Annotated in this window: 16 protein-coding genes and 1 pseudogene; 12 read left to right on the top strand and 5 right to left on the bottom strand. The window is 33.2% G+C overall.

Annotation, left to right across the window (positions count from 1 at the left end):
* Window positions 1-56: 56 nt before the first annotated feature.
* Window positions 57-1,076: a threonine aldolase family protein gene (locus tag FLV_RS08955; protein ID WP_243233031.1), complete on the top strand. Its 1,020-nt coding sequence runs from the start codon at window positions 57-59 to the stop codon at window positions 1,074-1,076.
* Window positions 1,077-1,161: 85 nt separating this feature from the next.
* On the opposite strand, the gene FLV_RS08950 is transcribed toward FLV_RS08955, so the two are convergent.
* Complete coding sequence (locus tag FLV_RS08950; RefSeq protein ID WP_110348202.1) at window positions 1,162-1,482, bottom strand: YbaB/EbfC family nucleoid-associated protein; 321 nt, start codon at window positions 1,480-1,482, stop codon at window positions 1,162-1,164.
* A 65-nt stretch (window positions 1,483-1,547) separates the two neighbouring features.
* On the opposite strand from FLV_RS08950, the gene FLV_RS08945 reads away from it, so the two are divergent.
* The gene (locus FLV_RS08945; protein WP_410745953.1) at window positions 1,548-3,683 is read left to right on the top strand and encodes a S9 family peptidase; all 2,136 of its coding nucleotides are present in this window, start codon (window positions 1,548-1,550) and stop codon (window positions 3,681-3,683) included.
* Between the two features lie 69 nt (window positions 3,684-3,752).
* A complete protein-coding gene (locus FLV_RS08940; protein ID WP_243233028.1) occupies window positions 3,753-4,793 on the top strand; it encodes a PLP-dependent cysteine synthase family protein in 1,041 nt (346 codons plus the stop codon).
* A 62-nt stretch (window positions 4,794-4,855) separates the two neighbouring features.
* On the opposite strand, the pseudogene FLV_RS08935 reads toward FLV_RS08940, so the two are convergent.
* From FLV_RS08935 to FLV_RS08920, 4 genes and pseudogenes are all read right to left on the bottom strand, one after another.
* A pseudogene (locus FLV_RS08935) lies at window positions 4,856-5,245 on the bottom strand (peroxiredoxin family protein); the annotation flags it as partial.
* Window positions 5,246-5,263: 18 nt separating this feature from the next.
* Window positions 5,264-6,025 carry a DUF4369 domain-containing protein gene (locus FLV_RS08930; protein WP_243233026.1) on the bottom strand — a complete coding sequence of 254 codons (762 nt, stop codon included), beginning with the start codon at window positions 6,023-6,025 and terminating at the stop codon, window positions 5,264-5,266.
* Window positions 6,026-6,286: 261 nt separating this feature from the next.
* Window positions 6,287-6,727 (bottom strand): KTSC domain-containing protein, encoded by a 441-nt coding sequence (locus FLV_RS08925; RefSeq protein ID WP_243233023.1) that lies wholly within the window; start codon window positions 6,725-6,727, stop codon window positions 6,287-6,289.
* 318 nt (window positions 6,728-7,045) lie between these two features.
* Window positions 7,046-7,291: a hypothetical protein gene (locus FLV_RS08920; protein ID WP_243233022.1), complete on the bottom strand. Its 246-nt coding sequence runs from the start codon at window positions 7,289-7,291 to the stop codon at window positions 7,046-7,048.
* Between the two features lie 84 nt (window positions 7,292-7,375).
* Here FLV_RS08920 and FLV_RS08915 point away from each other — a divergent pair, with 84 nt between their 5' ends.
* From FLV_RS08915 to FLV_RS08875, 9 genes are all read left to right on the top strand, one after another.
* Complete coding sequence (locus FLV_RS08915) at window positions 7,376-7,918, top strand: hypothetical protein (RefSeq protein ID WP_243233020.1); 543 nt, start codon at window positions 7,376-7,378, stop codon at window positions 7,916-7,918.
* On the top strand, window positions 7,918-8,058 hold the full coding sequence (locus FLV_RS08910) for a hypothetical protein (protein WP_243233019.1): 141 nt from the start codon (window positions 7,918-7,920) through the stop codon (window positions 8,056-8,058). Before FLV_RS08915 ends, FLV_RS08910 begins: the two co-directional genes overlap by 1 nt.
* A 91-nt stretch (window positions 8,059-8,149) precedes the next feature.
* Window positions 8,150-8,383: a hypothetical protein gene (locus tag FLV_RS08905; RefSeq protein ID WP_243233018.1), complete on the top strand. Its 234-nt coding sequence runs from the start codon at window positions 8,150-8,152 to the stop codon at window positions 8,381-8,383.
* A complete protein-coding gene (locus tag FLV_RS08900) occupies window positions 8,355-8,753 on the top strand; it encodes a YchJ family protein (protein WP_243233017.1) in 399 nt (132 codons plus the stop codon). Before FLV_RS08905 ends, FLV_RS08900 begins: the two co-directional genes overlap by 29 nt.
* 107 nt (window positions 8,754-8,860) lie before the next feature.
* Entirely contained in the window at window positions 8,861-9,979 is a 1,119-nt protein-coding gene (locus FLV_RS08895) for a vWA domain-containing protein (RefSeq protein WP_243233016.1), read from the top strand.
* Window positions 9,980-10,158: 179 nt separating this feature from the next.
* Complete coding sequence (locus FLV_RS08890) at window positions 10,159-11,625, top strand: AAA family ATPase (RefSeq protein ID WP_243233014.1); 1,467 nt, start codon at window positions 10,159-10,161, stop codon at window positions 11,623-11,625.
* Between the two features lie 9 nt (window positions 11,626-11,634).
* Window positions 11,635-12,390 carry a hypothetical protein gene (locus FLV_RS08885; RefSeq protein ID WP_243233012.1) on the top strand — a complete coding sequence of 252 codons (756 nt, stop codon included), beginning with the start codon at window positions 11,635-11,637 and terminating at the stop codon, window positions 12,388-12,390.
* Window positions 12,391-12,573: 183 nt separating this feature from the next.
* Entirely contained in the window at window positions 12,574-13,248 is a 675-nt protein-coding gene (locus FLV_RS08880) for a response regulator transcription factor (RefSeq protein WP_243233010.1), read from the top strand.
* A 1-nt stretch (window position 13,249) separates the two neighbouring features.
* On the top strand, window positions 13,250-14,653 hold the full coding sequence (locus FLV_RS08875) for a sensor histidine kinase (RefSeq protein ID WP_243233008.1): 1,404 nt from the start codon (window positions 13,250-13,252) through the stop codon (window positions 14,651-14,653).
* Window positions 14,654-14,673 lie beyond the last annotated feature (20 nt).

Here is a 14,673-nt window from a genome sequence, read left to right as displayed (position 1 = left end):
TAACTATCAGTTATACGTAATTTTGCACTACAAAAATAAGATATAGTTTTTAGAATATGGAAATAAATTTAATCAGCGATACCATTACTAAGCCTAGTTATGAAATGCTGCAGTATATGTTCAACGCTCATGTTGGCGATGATGTGTACAGGCAAGACCCAACGGTTATCGAGTTAGAAACCAGAGTGGCTGAATTTTTTGGTATGGAAGCTGGACTTTTTTTTCCGTCAGGGACTATGGCAAACCAAACTGCAATTAAATTGCATACACAGCCCGGAGAACAATTAATTGCTGATAAATATGCTCATATTTATCATTATGAAGGCGGCGGAGTTTCTTTTAACAGTGGAGTTTCATGTTGTTTGTTAGATGGTGAAAGAGGGATGATAAATGCTGCTCAGGTAGCTGCGGCAATCAATGATCCGGAGTTTTATCACAGTCCGTTAACGAGTTTAGTTTGTGTAGAAAATACAACTAATAAAGGTGGTGGAGCCTGTTATGAGCTGGAAGATTTAAGAGAAATAAAAAAAGTTTGTGATGCCAATAATTTGAAATTCCATTTGGATGGAGCCAGAATTTGGAATGCCTTGGTCGCAAAAAGACAAAATCCGAAAGAATTTGGAGCTATTTTCGATACTATTTCTGTTTGTTTGTCAAAAGGATTAGGAGCTCCTATAGGTTCTATTTTGCTGGGAACCAAAGCGGATATTCACAGAGCGTTAAGAATCAGGAAGATACTTGGGGGCGGAATGCGTCAGGTTGGTTATTTGGCAGCAGCAGGCTTATATGCTTTAGCGCATAATATTGAGCGTATGGCTGAAGATCATAGAAGAGTAAAGGAAATTGCAGCAGTTTTAAAAACAAAACCATGGGTAGCAGCTATTGAACCTGTAGAAACCAATATTTTGATTTTTTCTTTAGCAGAAGGTTATAGTGATCAGCTGTTAATTGAAAAATTGAAGCAGAAAAATATTTTGATAAGTTCGCTTGGGCATAATAAACTAAGAGTTGTTACGCACTTAGATTATAAAGAAGTTATGCATACCTATGTGATTGAAACGCTTCAAAAGTTCTAAGTTTTGCTTCAGATTATTTTTATTTCAGGTTTCAGGTTTGTATCGCGATAACTTGAAACCTGAAACTTGAAACAATTTTAAAGTTTTACTTAAAAAGATTATCCATTCCGGGAATCATTGGCATATCCATTTTGGCTACAGCATCCAATTCTCTTTCGTTAACACTAGTTGCTTTTTCGATAGCTTTGTTTAGGGTTACAATTAAATAATCTTCAAGTTGCTCTTTATCTTCTAATAAAGAATCATCAATAGAAACTGATTTTACTTTTCGGCTGGCTGTAATTGTAATTTTCAATAATCCGTCAGCACTTTCTTCATCTATTAAAACAGTATCAAGGCGTTTTTTTGTATCTTCAATTTTTTGTTGGGTTTCTTTAAGTTTGCCCATCATTCCCATTAAATCCATTTTCGTTGATTTTAAATTATTTCAACAAAATTAGTTTATTACGGTGTATAATAAAGTAATATTTTATGAAAAAATTAATTCTGTTCTACTCACTATATCTTATTTTTGCCTTGTCTTATATAAAAACAAACGCTCAATCAATGCAAAATCATATACCGGCTCCACAGGCCAAAATAATTCCAAAATCCCTAAAAAAACATAAAGAAACCCGAATCGATAATTATTTTTGGCTGAATGACAGAGAAAATCCGGAAGTTATTGATTACCTGAATAAGGAAAATGAGTATTATCAGAAAATGACTGAACATACTAAAGGTTTGCAGGAATCTTTGTATGAGGAAATGAAAGGAAGAATTAAGGAAGATGATTCGTCTGTTCCTTATTTTTATAATGGTTATTACTATATTACCCGTTTTGAAACAGGACAGGATTATCCCATTTTTTCCAGAAAAAAAGGAAGCCTTTCTGCTGAAGAAGAAATTATGTTCAATTGCAATGAATTGGCAAAAGATCATGCCTACTTTAAATTAGGAGGATTAAGTGTTAGTCCTGATAACAAATTTGCCAGCTTTGCTGTTGATGTTGTGGGAAGAAGAATTTACACTATTCAGATTAAAAATTTACAAACAGGAGAAATTTTGCCGGATAAAATCGAAAATGTAACGGGAGAATCAGTTTGGGCAAATGATAACAATACCATTTTTTATGTCACACAAGACGAGGTTACGCTACGGTCTGATAAAGTATTTCGGCATAAATTAAATTCAGATTCAGCTACTGATGTTTTGGTTTTTAATGAAACCGATGATACTTTTAATGTTTCGGTAAGTAAAGAAAAATCAAGAAAATATATTGTTATTGGTTCAGGAAGCACATTAACAACAGAATATAGGATTTTAAATTCGGATAATCCTGATGGAGAATTTGAAGTGTTTCAAACGCGCGTTCGGGGTTTAGAATACAGTATTTCACATTACGAAGATTCGTTTTATATTTTAACAAATAAAGATAAGGCTACGAACTTTAAGTTGATGAAAACGCCTGAGAACAGAACTGAGAAAAAATTCTGGAAAGATCTTATACCGCATCGTGAAGATGTTTTGTTGGAAGATATTGAAATATTCAAAAATTACTTAGTTGTTGAAGAGCGCTCAAATGGGTTAAATCATATTCGAATCATGCCATGGAATGGCGAACCGGACTATTATTTGCCTTTTGGAAGCGAGACCTATAATGCGTATATAACAACCAATATTGATTTTGATACCGATGTTTTACGTTACAGTTTTCAATCACTCTCGACACCATCGTCTGTAATTGATTTTAATATGAAAACAAAAACCAAAGAAATCTTAAAAGAGCAAGAGGTTCTCGGAGGGAAATTTGATAAAAACAATTATATCGAAGAAAGAGTTTGGGTAACGGCCAGAGATGGAGAAAAAGTGCCAATTTCGATGGTTTATTGTAAAGGATTAGAGAAAGATGGTAAAAATCCCTTGTTACTTTATGCATATGGTTCGTACGGAATCACGATGGATACTTATTTTTCATCTACCAGACTTTCTTTATTAGATAGAGGATTTATATTCGCAATTGCCCACATCAGAGGAGGTGAGGATTTAGGAAGACAATGGTATGAAGATGGAAAACTGTTAAAAAAGAAAAATACCTTTACAGATTTCATCGATTGCTCTAAATTTGTAATAAACGAGAAATATACTTCTGCTAAACATTTATATGCAGAGGGTGGATCTGCCGGAGGACTTTTGATGGGAGTTATTATAAATGAAGCCCCACATTTGTATAACGGCGTTATTGCCCAGGTTCCTTTTGTTGATGTTATTACAACAATGTTGGATGATAGTATTCCGCTAACAACAGGAGAGTATGACGAATGGGGGAACCCAAATAATAAAAAATATTATGATTATATGTTATCGTATTCACCATATGATAATGTACAAAAGCAAAAATATCCTAATATGTATGTTTCTACCGGATTGCATGATTCGCAGGTTCAATATTGGGAGCCGGCTAAATGGGTAGCCAAGCTTAGAAAATTAAAAACAAATGATACGGTGCTGTTTTTAGATACTAATATGGATGCAGGTCATGGCGGGGCTTCAGGTCGTTTTCAGGCTTTAAAAGACTTAGCAAAGGAATTTAGTTTTTTATTAGATTTAGAGAAAATTAAAAGCTAATTAGAAATTTTTTGTTAAATTTGCAACCTATCAGGGTGATTAAAAAATACCTTGATTAACTATTTTTTTATGAAAGAAGAAATAAATGCTTATAATAATGTTTTAGAGTTGATAGGTAATACTCCGCTTATTAAGCTAAATAAAGTCACTGAAGGGTTAGAAGGGAATTTCTACGCAAAGGTAGAAGCTTTTAATCCCGGACATTCTTCAAAAGACAGAATAGCATTATATATCATTGAAGAAGCAGAGAAAAGGGGAATTTTGTCTCCTGGTGACACCATAATTGAAACTACATCCGGGAATACCGGTTTTAGTTTGGCTATGGTAAGCATTATAAAAGGCTATAATTGTATATTGGCAGTAAGTTCAAAATCTTCAAAAGATAAAATTGACATGTTAAGGAGTTTAGGAGCAAAAGTTTATGTTTGTCCGGCTCATGTTTCAGCAGATGATGAAAGATCATACTACAACGTTGCGAAACGTCTACATGAAGAAACTAAAGGATCTGTTTATATTAATCAGTATTTTAATCAACTTAATATTGATGCTCATTATAATACTACAGGACCAGAAATCTGGCAGCAGACCAAAGGGCAAATTACACACCTTGTTGCTTGTAGCGGAACAGGAGGAACAATCTCAGGAACTGCAAAATTCTTAAAAGAGCAAAATCCGAATATTAAAATCTTAGGTGTTGATGCTTTTGGATCTGTATTGAAAAAATATCATGAAACAAGAGAATTCGATAATAAAGAAATATATCCATACCGTATTGAAGGTTTAGGGAAAAACTTAATTCCGTCAGCAACTGATTTCGATATTATCGATAAGTTTATGAAAGTAACGGATGAAGAAAGTGCTCATACAGCAAGAGAAATCACACGTAAGGAAGGTTTATTTGTTGGGTACACATCCGGTGCGGTAATGCAGGCAATTAAGCAATACGCAGAAGAAGGAGAGTTTACTAAAGACAGTAATATTATAGCTATTTTTCCAGATCATGGATCAAGATATATGAGTAAGGTGTTTAGTGATGACTGGATGAATGAGCAAGGATTTTTTGATACTGTTAATGAAGAAGAGGTTCAAAAAATTGAATTTGTAAAGTAATCAAAATTTACTTTTAGATATAAAAAAAACTCCAGATGAAAATCTGGAGTTTTTTGTTTGGATTATTTTTTTGCTAAAAGCTCTAAAACTTTTGCTCTTAATTCGGGGCCTCTTAAATTCTGAGCAACCACTTTTCCTGATGAATCAAGAATAAAGGTTGCAGGAATAGATTCTACGCCGTATTGTTTTGCAATTGGCTCATCCCAAAATTTCAAGTTAGAAACTTGTGTCCAGCTTAAATTGTCTTTTGCAATGGCTTCTTTCCATGCTGATGCTTCTTTGTCTAAAGAAACACCAATTATATTTAATCCTTTTGAATGAAGCTCTTTGTAAATTGCTACAACATTAGGGTTTTCTTTTCGGCATGGTCCGCACCATGAAGCCCAAAAGTCTACAATCGTTACTTTTCCTAAACTTTCTTTAAGAGATATTGTTTTGCCTTCTGGATTAGGAGCTGAAAAATCTGATCTTCATTTAGCGCTGCCAACCGGTGGAGCTGATGCACCAACTGCAGGCAATTTCATTTGACCGATTTTTTCTTTGATTGCTTTTCCAGGTTTTGTGTTTTTTAAAGTCTCGTCTAAAGAGTTATATAGCGTTTCTGTCTTTTTGAAATCAGCAGTTGGATCATTGATTAAGCTTTGGATGATTAAAGCAGAAATAAATGATTTAGGGTGTGTTTCAGCATAAGCAGTATATTTCTTTTTAGATTCTGCCTGAACTTCAGTTTGAATAACAGTGTATTCTTTCATTAAACTATTGATGGCAGCTGTGTCTTGTTTTTGCTGAGCAGCCTGCATAGTTTGTGTGTTTTTTTTCTGAAAATCCATCAATCTCTTTTGAACTTTAACAAGATCTTCGTTGAATTTAACATATTCATCGTTGCTGTATGTTCCTGCAATTTTAGATTTGTGAATGCTATCTTTGTCTACTTCAATTTTAATTTCACCAGTTTCTAAGATAAACGGAACCTGACCTTGTACATCTTGTACAAGTAAAATATGAAAAGCTGGTTCAGTAACTTTACCTTTTATTTCAAATTTGCCATTTTCAACTTTAACAGTATCAAGGGCTATTGGTGCCATTGTTGTAGGGTCTTGACCCTGAAGGATAATTGTTTTTCCGTTTTCAATTCCTTTTGCAGTTCCGGTAATAAGGTATTCTCCGTCTTTAACTTTACTGCATGAAATTATCGCTACAGAAGCGGTAAGTAAAAAAAGTACTTTTTTCATTATAAAAAATTAATTAGTTAATTGATTTGTGCAACAAAAGTATTTAAAAATATAGAACATCAATAATTTTACTGCCTAAAATTTTGTTATAGTTTTTTTTATGGCAACTATCTTGCTTTTAGTGTTTTAGTTGTTTTTGTTTGTTTGAAAATAGCTAATAATTTTATTATTCAGAATTAAAGCAATGATTTTATTACTTTTTAGCATAAAAAAAGCATTCTGGTGTCAGAATGCTTTTTAAAAATATTGTTATGGAAATCTTTATTCCTGATTTGTTTTCTTTCTCCAGGTAAAAGAGTTTAAAATGTGTCTTTTTGCAAATCTTACCGGTGAATCAGCATTTACCATTTTCACGTAAGTTGCTTTAGGAACACTGATGTATTCATAAACACTTCCGTTAGAGAAATCAATAATTAAACGTCCTTCTACAAATTTATAATCTGTAATTGTACAAGCTGCAATTGTTTCTGTGTACTCAGGTAAATTAAGTTTGATAGTATCAGGATGAATGCTTACTAAAAAGTGGTAAGCTTCAATGATTGTTTTACTTTTTTCTTCTGCCTCTTTTAAACCAGCGTCATCTCCCACAAATTTATCAGGGTGCGATTCTTTCATCGCATTACGATAAATTGTCTTTAAATCTTTTAACTCTGCAGTTTTTTCTACGTTTAGTAACTTGCGGTATTCAACTATTTTTTTCATAAATAAAAGGTAACTACTTGTCTATTAGTTTGAAATTGATATTAATTAGTTCAAATGGACAAATTTTTTGCAAAGGTACACTTTTTTTTAACTTTTTAGTTTTGATCGAAAAAATATTCGGGAAAGTTATTTGTCAGATGTTGGAAGTGAGATGTTTTATGTTGGGAAAATTAACCGCAAAGCACGCTAAAACTTTTATATACAAATGCTTTTTATAAAACGCAAAGTTCGCAAAGCTATATCAACATAAAACTTTGCGAACTTTGCGGTTAAATCAGCTTATTTCAACCTGAAACATTCAACCTGAAACAAAAATACTTATTCCGGTTTATGATTTGCCTTGTCGAAGTTTCTGGATTTCTTGGGATATTTATCGTAACTGATGTCGCTTGGATTTTCAATCACTGATTTAATGGTTATCCAGTCACCAATATTAAATTTCGCCTGAACAGTTTTATAATCTAAAAGGTATTCACCACAAAAATAATTGTTGTTCTCATCTTTTTCGATGATGCCGGTATAAACTCCTTTTTGAGGCATTTTTTCTTGTGAATCTTTAGACATAGTTTGTTATTTTAAATGAAGCAGCAAAGTTAATCAATTTTGGTTTGTTTTAGGCAGTTCGTGACAATCTGAGTATATTTGCGTATGCAAAAAAACTTTAAGCCACATCCTAATTCTTTTAAAAATACTTTTTGTGTATTTCAGGAAGTGCTTTCGGATAAAATTGAAGGTTTGAAAAAACAGTTTGAAAGCAAAGCCGGAAGTACCTATTATTATACTGAAGCAGGAATGTATCGTGTTTCTAACCATTGGGGAAGACTGGCTAACAGTAAATGGCGATTGATTGCCCGTGAACCTGAAACCGAATCGAAAACTAAAATTGGTTTTGCTGCATGGAATGAATTTTATCCTGATAATGCCGAAGAAAAACTGTACTATATTGAAGCAGATTTCGAAAAGAATCTTGCTACTTACCAGCATAGAAACAATCCGGAGTATGATGGAAAAGCAATTTTGAGAACAAGTTTTGAAACCTCAAAAAGATTAAAGCAAGTCCGAAATCTACAGCAATTGACCTCGTGGGCTAAATATTTTGATTATAAAGATATTGATGTTTTGCGAAAACAGATTATTGACGAATTAATTTTTAGCGAGAAAAGTTTAGAAGAAATTAAAAGAGAAATATAATGGGACGCAATAATGAACGAAATATCAAAATTCACAATGACAAATTGCACAAAGCTCAGGCTAAGAAAAAACAAGCCGAGGTTTCGCGCAAAGAAAAGCTGAAAGAAATTGTGAAGAAGTTTAATGAAAATAAAGAGTAAAAAATAGTTTCAAGTCTTTTTAGTTTCATGTTTCAAGTTGCAACCGAACGTGAAACATGAAACGTGAAACAAAAAAAACAAACATATAATTATGAATACAAAATTTGAAACGTTAAAAGCAAGTGTACAGGAAATCATTGATTTGATTGCTGCAGAAAATAACAGAGAAGCCAATAATAAACTTTTAGAAGTAAGTGAAGTTTTAGACGAAATGATTGACTTTGCTGAAGAAGATGAAGAAGTGAGAGAAATCACTCGTTATCAGGTTTTACTGAATCAGCTTCATGTGAAAATTAATGGAGAAGAACCTGTTGATGGAGAGTAAAAAATGCTTTTGTGATACAGGACAGCTTTTTGAAAATTGCTGCGGATTATATCTGAACAATAACCAAAAAGCTCCTTCTGCATTAACCTTAATGCGTTCCAGATTTTCGGCGTATGCAACACATAATGCTGATTATCTTCTGGAAACCACTTATTTTTCAGAAAGAAGATATTATTCTAAGCCTGAAATTTTAAGATGGGCAGTTTCCAATAAATGGCAGAAACTTGAAATTTTGAGTTTTACTGAAAATACGGTAGAGTTCAAAGCTTACTTTGTAGATTCTAATGAAAAACCTCAGATACATTACGAATTCTCAACTTTTAAATTCGAAAACGAATCATGGTTTTATCTTGATGGAAAGTTTGAATAATTATCAGTATAATCGCTAATTACTGTCTGTTTTATTGAAATACTTTAACTAAAAATTAATAAACGTTTCTTTTTTCGTAATTCTAAAAAAACGTAATTTTAAAAATTATGAAAAACGAATTTAAAAAAGGCTTTTATTTTAAGACGTACGAAGCACCTTTTCAGTCTCCGTTTGAAAAACTTTTTGGAATTTTCAAAGAACTGATTACCCATACTTCGGGTGATTTTGATGAGGCTATAGACTGGCTTCGCGAGTTGGATAAGGAATACAAACTGACTGATGAAAACTACACAATTGATGATTTCATCGAAGATCTCAAGAAAAAAGGATATATAAAGGATGAAGTTAAAAATGATGGAACTCCCGGTTTTGGAATCACAGCCAAAACAGAAAGAGCAATTCGTCAGCAGGCTTTAGATCAGATTTTTGGAAATTTAAAACGTGCCGGAAACGGAAATCATAAAACCAAACATGCCGGAAACGGTGATGAACATACGGGTGAATTTCGTGAGTTTAATTTTGGAGATGGATTAGAACGTATTTCTCTGACAGAAAGTTTAAGAAATGCTCAAATCAATAATGGCGTTGAAAGTTTCATGCTCACTGAAAATGATTTGGTTGTCGAGGAAACCCAATTCAAAGCGCAAATGAGTACCGTTTTGATGATTGATATCAGCCACAGTATGATTTTGTACGGCGAAGACCGAATCACTCCTGCAAAAAAAGTAGCCATGGCTTTGGCCGAATTAATCACAACCCGCTATCCAAAAGATACTTTAGATATTTTGGTTTTTGGTAACGATGCCTGGACAATTCCAATAAAAGATTTGCCGTATCTGCAGGTTGGACCCTATCATACCAATACTGTTGCAGGTTTACAGCTGGCTATGGATATTTTACGTCGAAAACGAAATACTAACAAGCAGATTTTCATGATTACTGACGGAAAACCAAGCTGCGTGCGTGAACGTGATGGTTCGTATTACATGAACAGCAATGGTCTTGACGAATATATTGTAGATAAATGCTACACACAGGCACAACAAGCCCGAAAATTACACATTCCGATTACGACTTTTATGATTGCAAACGACCCATATTTACAGCGTTTTGTGAATCATTTTACCGAAGCCAATCAGGGAAAAGCATTTTACACAGGATTAAAAGGTCTTGGAGAAATGATTTTCGAAGATTACGAAACGAATAGGAAGAAAAGGATTAAGTAAAGGTTCAAAGGCTCAGAGGGACAAAGGTTCAACGGTTTCTTTTGAGGATGAATAAACGTAAACTATATCGTAGAAATGCACTGTTGTTGTACGGTTAACACAATTAAATGAATCAGCTCAATCTGCAAAATCTGCGAGAGCAAAAAAATATTATTATAAAAAAGATATCTGAATATACCATGAATAATATACTAGACATAAAAACATTAGGTCAATTAAAAGCCTCAGGTTATAAAAGTACAAGCATAAAAGACGAATTACGCAATAATCTTCGTGACAAAATCAAATCGGGAAAACCGGTTTTTGAAGGGGTTCACGGATTTGAAAATACGGTAATTCCTGAACTGGAAAGAGCAATTCTTTCCCGTCATAATATAAATTTGTTAGGACTTCGCGGTCAGGCAAAAACACGTTTGGCGCGTAAAATGGTCGAATTGTTAGACGAATACATTCCGTTTGTGACAGGTTCAGAAATTAATGATGATCCGTTGAATCCGATTTCACGTTTTGCTAAAGACTTAATTGAAGAAAAAGGCGATGATACCCCAATTTCATGGTTGCACAGAAGTGAGCGTTTCTTCGAAAAACTGGCAACGCCAGACGTAACAGTTGCCGATTTGATAGGAGATGTTGATCCTATAAAAGCTGCTAATTTAAAATTATCGTATGCGGATGACCGGGTAATTCACTTCGGAATGATTCCAAGAGCGAACCGCAGTATTTTTGTGATTAATGAATTACCAGATTTACAAGCCAGAATTCAGGTAGCTTTGTTTAATATTTTGCAGGAAGGCGATATTCAGATTAGAGGTTTTAAATTAAGAATGCCGCTGGATATGCAGTTTATTTTCACTGCAAATCCGGAAGATTATACCAATCGAGGAAGTATTGTAACTCCTTTGAAAGACAGAATAGGATCGCAGATTTTAACACATTATCCTGAAAGTATTCAGATTGCCAGAACCATTACAGAGCAGGAATCTAAATTAGACCAAAATCAAACTGATATTGTTTATGTCCCGGGTCTGGCAAGAGATATTTTAGAGCAGATTAGTTTTGAAGCGAGAGATAGTGAATACATTGATAATAAAAGCGGTGTAAGTGCCCGAATGAGTATTACAGCTTTTGAGAATTTAATCAGTACTGCTGAACGTCGTGCTTTAATTTTAGGTGTTGATAAAACCACACTTCGTTTATCAGACTTTATTGGAATTATTCCGGCCATTACCGGAAAAGTAGAATTGGTTTATGAAGGAGAACAGGAGGGAGCAGCTGCTGTAGCTCAGAATCTAATTGGTTCGGCAATTAGAACTTTGTTTTCTGATTACTTTCCGAAGATTGAGAAATTAGAAAAACCCGGAGAAAAAACACCTTATTCAGATTTGATCGAATGGTTTTTTGCAGAAAGCGGTTTCGAATTATTAGATGAAGCTTCGGATGCAGAATATCAAAACATTTTAGACGGAGTAACTCCTTTGGAAATTCTGATAAAAAAATACCAGCCACAATTGGATAAAAATGATCTTTATTTTATGAAAGAATTTGTTTTATGGGCATTGGTAGAATATAAAAAACTAAGCAAAGACCGTTTTGCAACCGGACATCAGTTTAAAGATATGTACGGAAGTTACATCAGTAAACTATAATTGGTTTTTATGAGAAATCTGTATTCGATACTGTTTTGCTTTTTAACGTTTAGCTCCTTTGCATGTGTTTGTAACCCTCAGACAATTACTGAAAAATATATTCAGTCTGATTTTGTTGGAATTGTTACCATTACTAAAATTTATCCAAACCAGAAAAATTCGGATAGTTATAGAGCAGATATAAAAATTAACGAATTATTTAAAGGTGTCAAACTTAAGTCGATTTACGTTCGAGGAAGAAGTGACAGAGATTTAGGTTCGTCCTGTGATATTTTTATTCCGGCGAATACAAAGCTGGTAGCCTATGCATATAAAAATGACAAAGGTTTTTATGAGGTTGGCATGTGTTCAGGACTTCTTTATTTAAATAAAAAACAAGTAAAACCAAATCCTGAATTAGAAATATTAAATAAGTTTAAATCTGAAAAAATTAATTTTACAGATAAAACCTTGTATCATGAAACCAGTAATTCAAGTCTTGAGTTATTGAAATATAAAGGCATTCAGCTCAATAAAAGTTATGGTATTTATGAAATAACTTTTGCTTCAAATTTGGAAATAAAGGAAGTTAAAGAAATTAGCGGATTTGGTAACCCAGTTGATGAGGAGCTTATCGCTGTTTTAATGAATACTAAATGGTCAAGTAAAAGCAGTTCAGGAGTAAAAAATGAAGTGAGTGAAAATACCAAATTTATAATTGGATTTTATTATTATGAAGCTGAAAAAGAGAATGGAAATTTTATAAGTGAATTTTATCATTATTAATAATCCTTCGGTTAATTATTGAAAATGTCAATTTTGATTTTTTTTGAGTAGAGAATCGAAATCAAATGTACTAAGGCGGTTTTAATTTTTTTATTTTCTTCATAACAAAATCACAATTCAGGTTTTATTAGATTGTATTTACGTTTCAATCCTTTATTTTTGTTAAAGATACAATCCATTACAATGAAATTACTCATAGTCGAAGACGAACCAAACCTGCTTTCTATTCTCCGCAAAGGATTTGCTGAAAACAATAACGATGTAAGTGTGGCCCTTGATGGTAAAACGGCATTAGAAATGATTCATAATTATACTTTTGATGTAGTAGTTTTGGATGTAATGTTGCCGGATATTAACGGAATCGAAATTTGCAGAAGATTGCGTGCCGCCAAAAACTTTGTTCCGATTTTACTTTTAACAGCTCTGGGGACTTCAGAAAATATTGTAACCGGACTCAATGCAGGTGCAGATGATTATTTGGTTAAACCTTTTAAGTTTGGAGAACTCGATGCAAGAGTAAACGCATTAAACCGAAGAGCCAATCTGGAAACAGATAAAGTGGATACGATCGTAATTGGCGATCTCGAAATAAACGGTAAAGCAAAAACAGTAAAACGTGAAGGAGAATCGATTGTTTTAACTGCCAAAGAGTTTAAATTATTATATTATTTGGCCAAAAATACAGGCAGAATTGTATCCAGAGATCAGATTCTGGATAATGTCTGGGACATTAATTTTGATATGAATACCAATGTTGTTGATGTTTATATCACGTATTTAAGAAAAAAAATAGACAAACCTTATAAAACCAAACTTATTTACACCATGAAAGGGTTAGGTTACGTTATACAACCATAAAATGGATATCAGAAAAAGAATAACTTTTACTTATGTAGCACTTTCTACCTTTAGTACTTTGCTATTGAGTATCATAGTATTCGTTTTGTTTAGGGAGAATAACCGCTATCATTTCTTAAAAAGGCTGGAAGACCGGTCAAAAATTGTGGCTTCTATTCATTTTCAGCATGATCCTGAAAAAATAAAATATTACAGTAACTTAAAGAAAAACGGACTCGAAGAACTGATCGAAGAAGAAGAGTATGTTCTTAAAATAAACAGTGCCAATAGTTTTGATTATAATACAAAACTGAATCTTCCGAATGAATTTTATTCCAATATTCTCCAGACCGGAAAAGACTATTTTGAAATTAACAGTAAATATTATCTGGGACAGGTTTTTACAGAAAGAAACCAAAAATATATTGTAATTGTTGGGGCACGTGACCGAAGAGGAAAAACGACAACCGTTTATATTGTAAAAATATTACTTTTTGGAGGCATCGGATTTATATTTTTAGCTTTCATATTAGGTCGGTTTTTGGCAAAACGCGTTATTAATCCAGTAGCCAGAATTACCAAAGAAGTAAACAGAATCAGTGCTTCAAACCTTCATAACAGATTACCGGAAGTTAAAAACTCAGATGAAATTTCAGATTTGACAGCAACTTTTAATGATATGCTGGACCGATTGGAGACCTCTTTTGAAATTCAGGCAAATTTTATTAATAATGCATCGCATGAATTAAAAACACCTATTACAACCATAATTGCCGAGGCAGAAATCATGCTTTTGAAAGATCGTGAAAAAGAAGAATATGTGCAGTCTTTAGAAAATATTTACAGTCAGGCATCCAAATTAGGAAACTTAACGGAAAGTTTGCTTAAACTTACTCAAACCGGTTACGATGGCAATAAACAAGTTTTGGATATCGCCCGAATCGATGAATTGTTATTGGAGGTAAAATCAGATTTGGATAAAATTTTTCCGGATAACCGTGTCAGTATCAAACTTAATTTTGCTCCAAAAGATTCTAATATGCTGTTGATTGCATGTAATAAGCCGCTTTTAGAGCTTGCCATCAATAATATTATTACCAACGGTGTAAAATATTCTGATAATAATGAGGTATTTGTAACGCTTTCTGCAAATAATGAGGTGATTAAAATTTCGATAAATGATATCGGAATTGGTATTCCGCCTGAAGATATTCCGCATTTGTACGAACCTTTTTTTAGAGGAAAAATTGCTGCGAAATATATAGGTTATGGTTTGGGGCTTCCATTGGCTTCTAAAATCATTCGCATGCACGATGGAGAAATACAAGTACAATCGGAACAGGATAAAGGAACGATTGTAACCATTGTTTTTAAAAAATCAAACGATAAAAAAAAGAACATTAAGAATTCTAATGTAGAATCTTAGGAAATTCTAATCTTAAATTA

Source organism: Flavobacterium pectinovorum (assembly GCF_022802975.1).
Lineage (GTDB): Bacteria > Bacteroidota > Bacteroidia > Flavobacteriales > Flavobacteriaceae > Flavobacterium > Flavobacterium pectinovorum_B.
The sequence above is the reverse complement of the archived record's forward strand: the minus strand, read 5'-3'. Positions and strand labels throughout refer to the sequence as shown.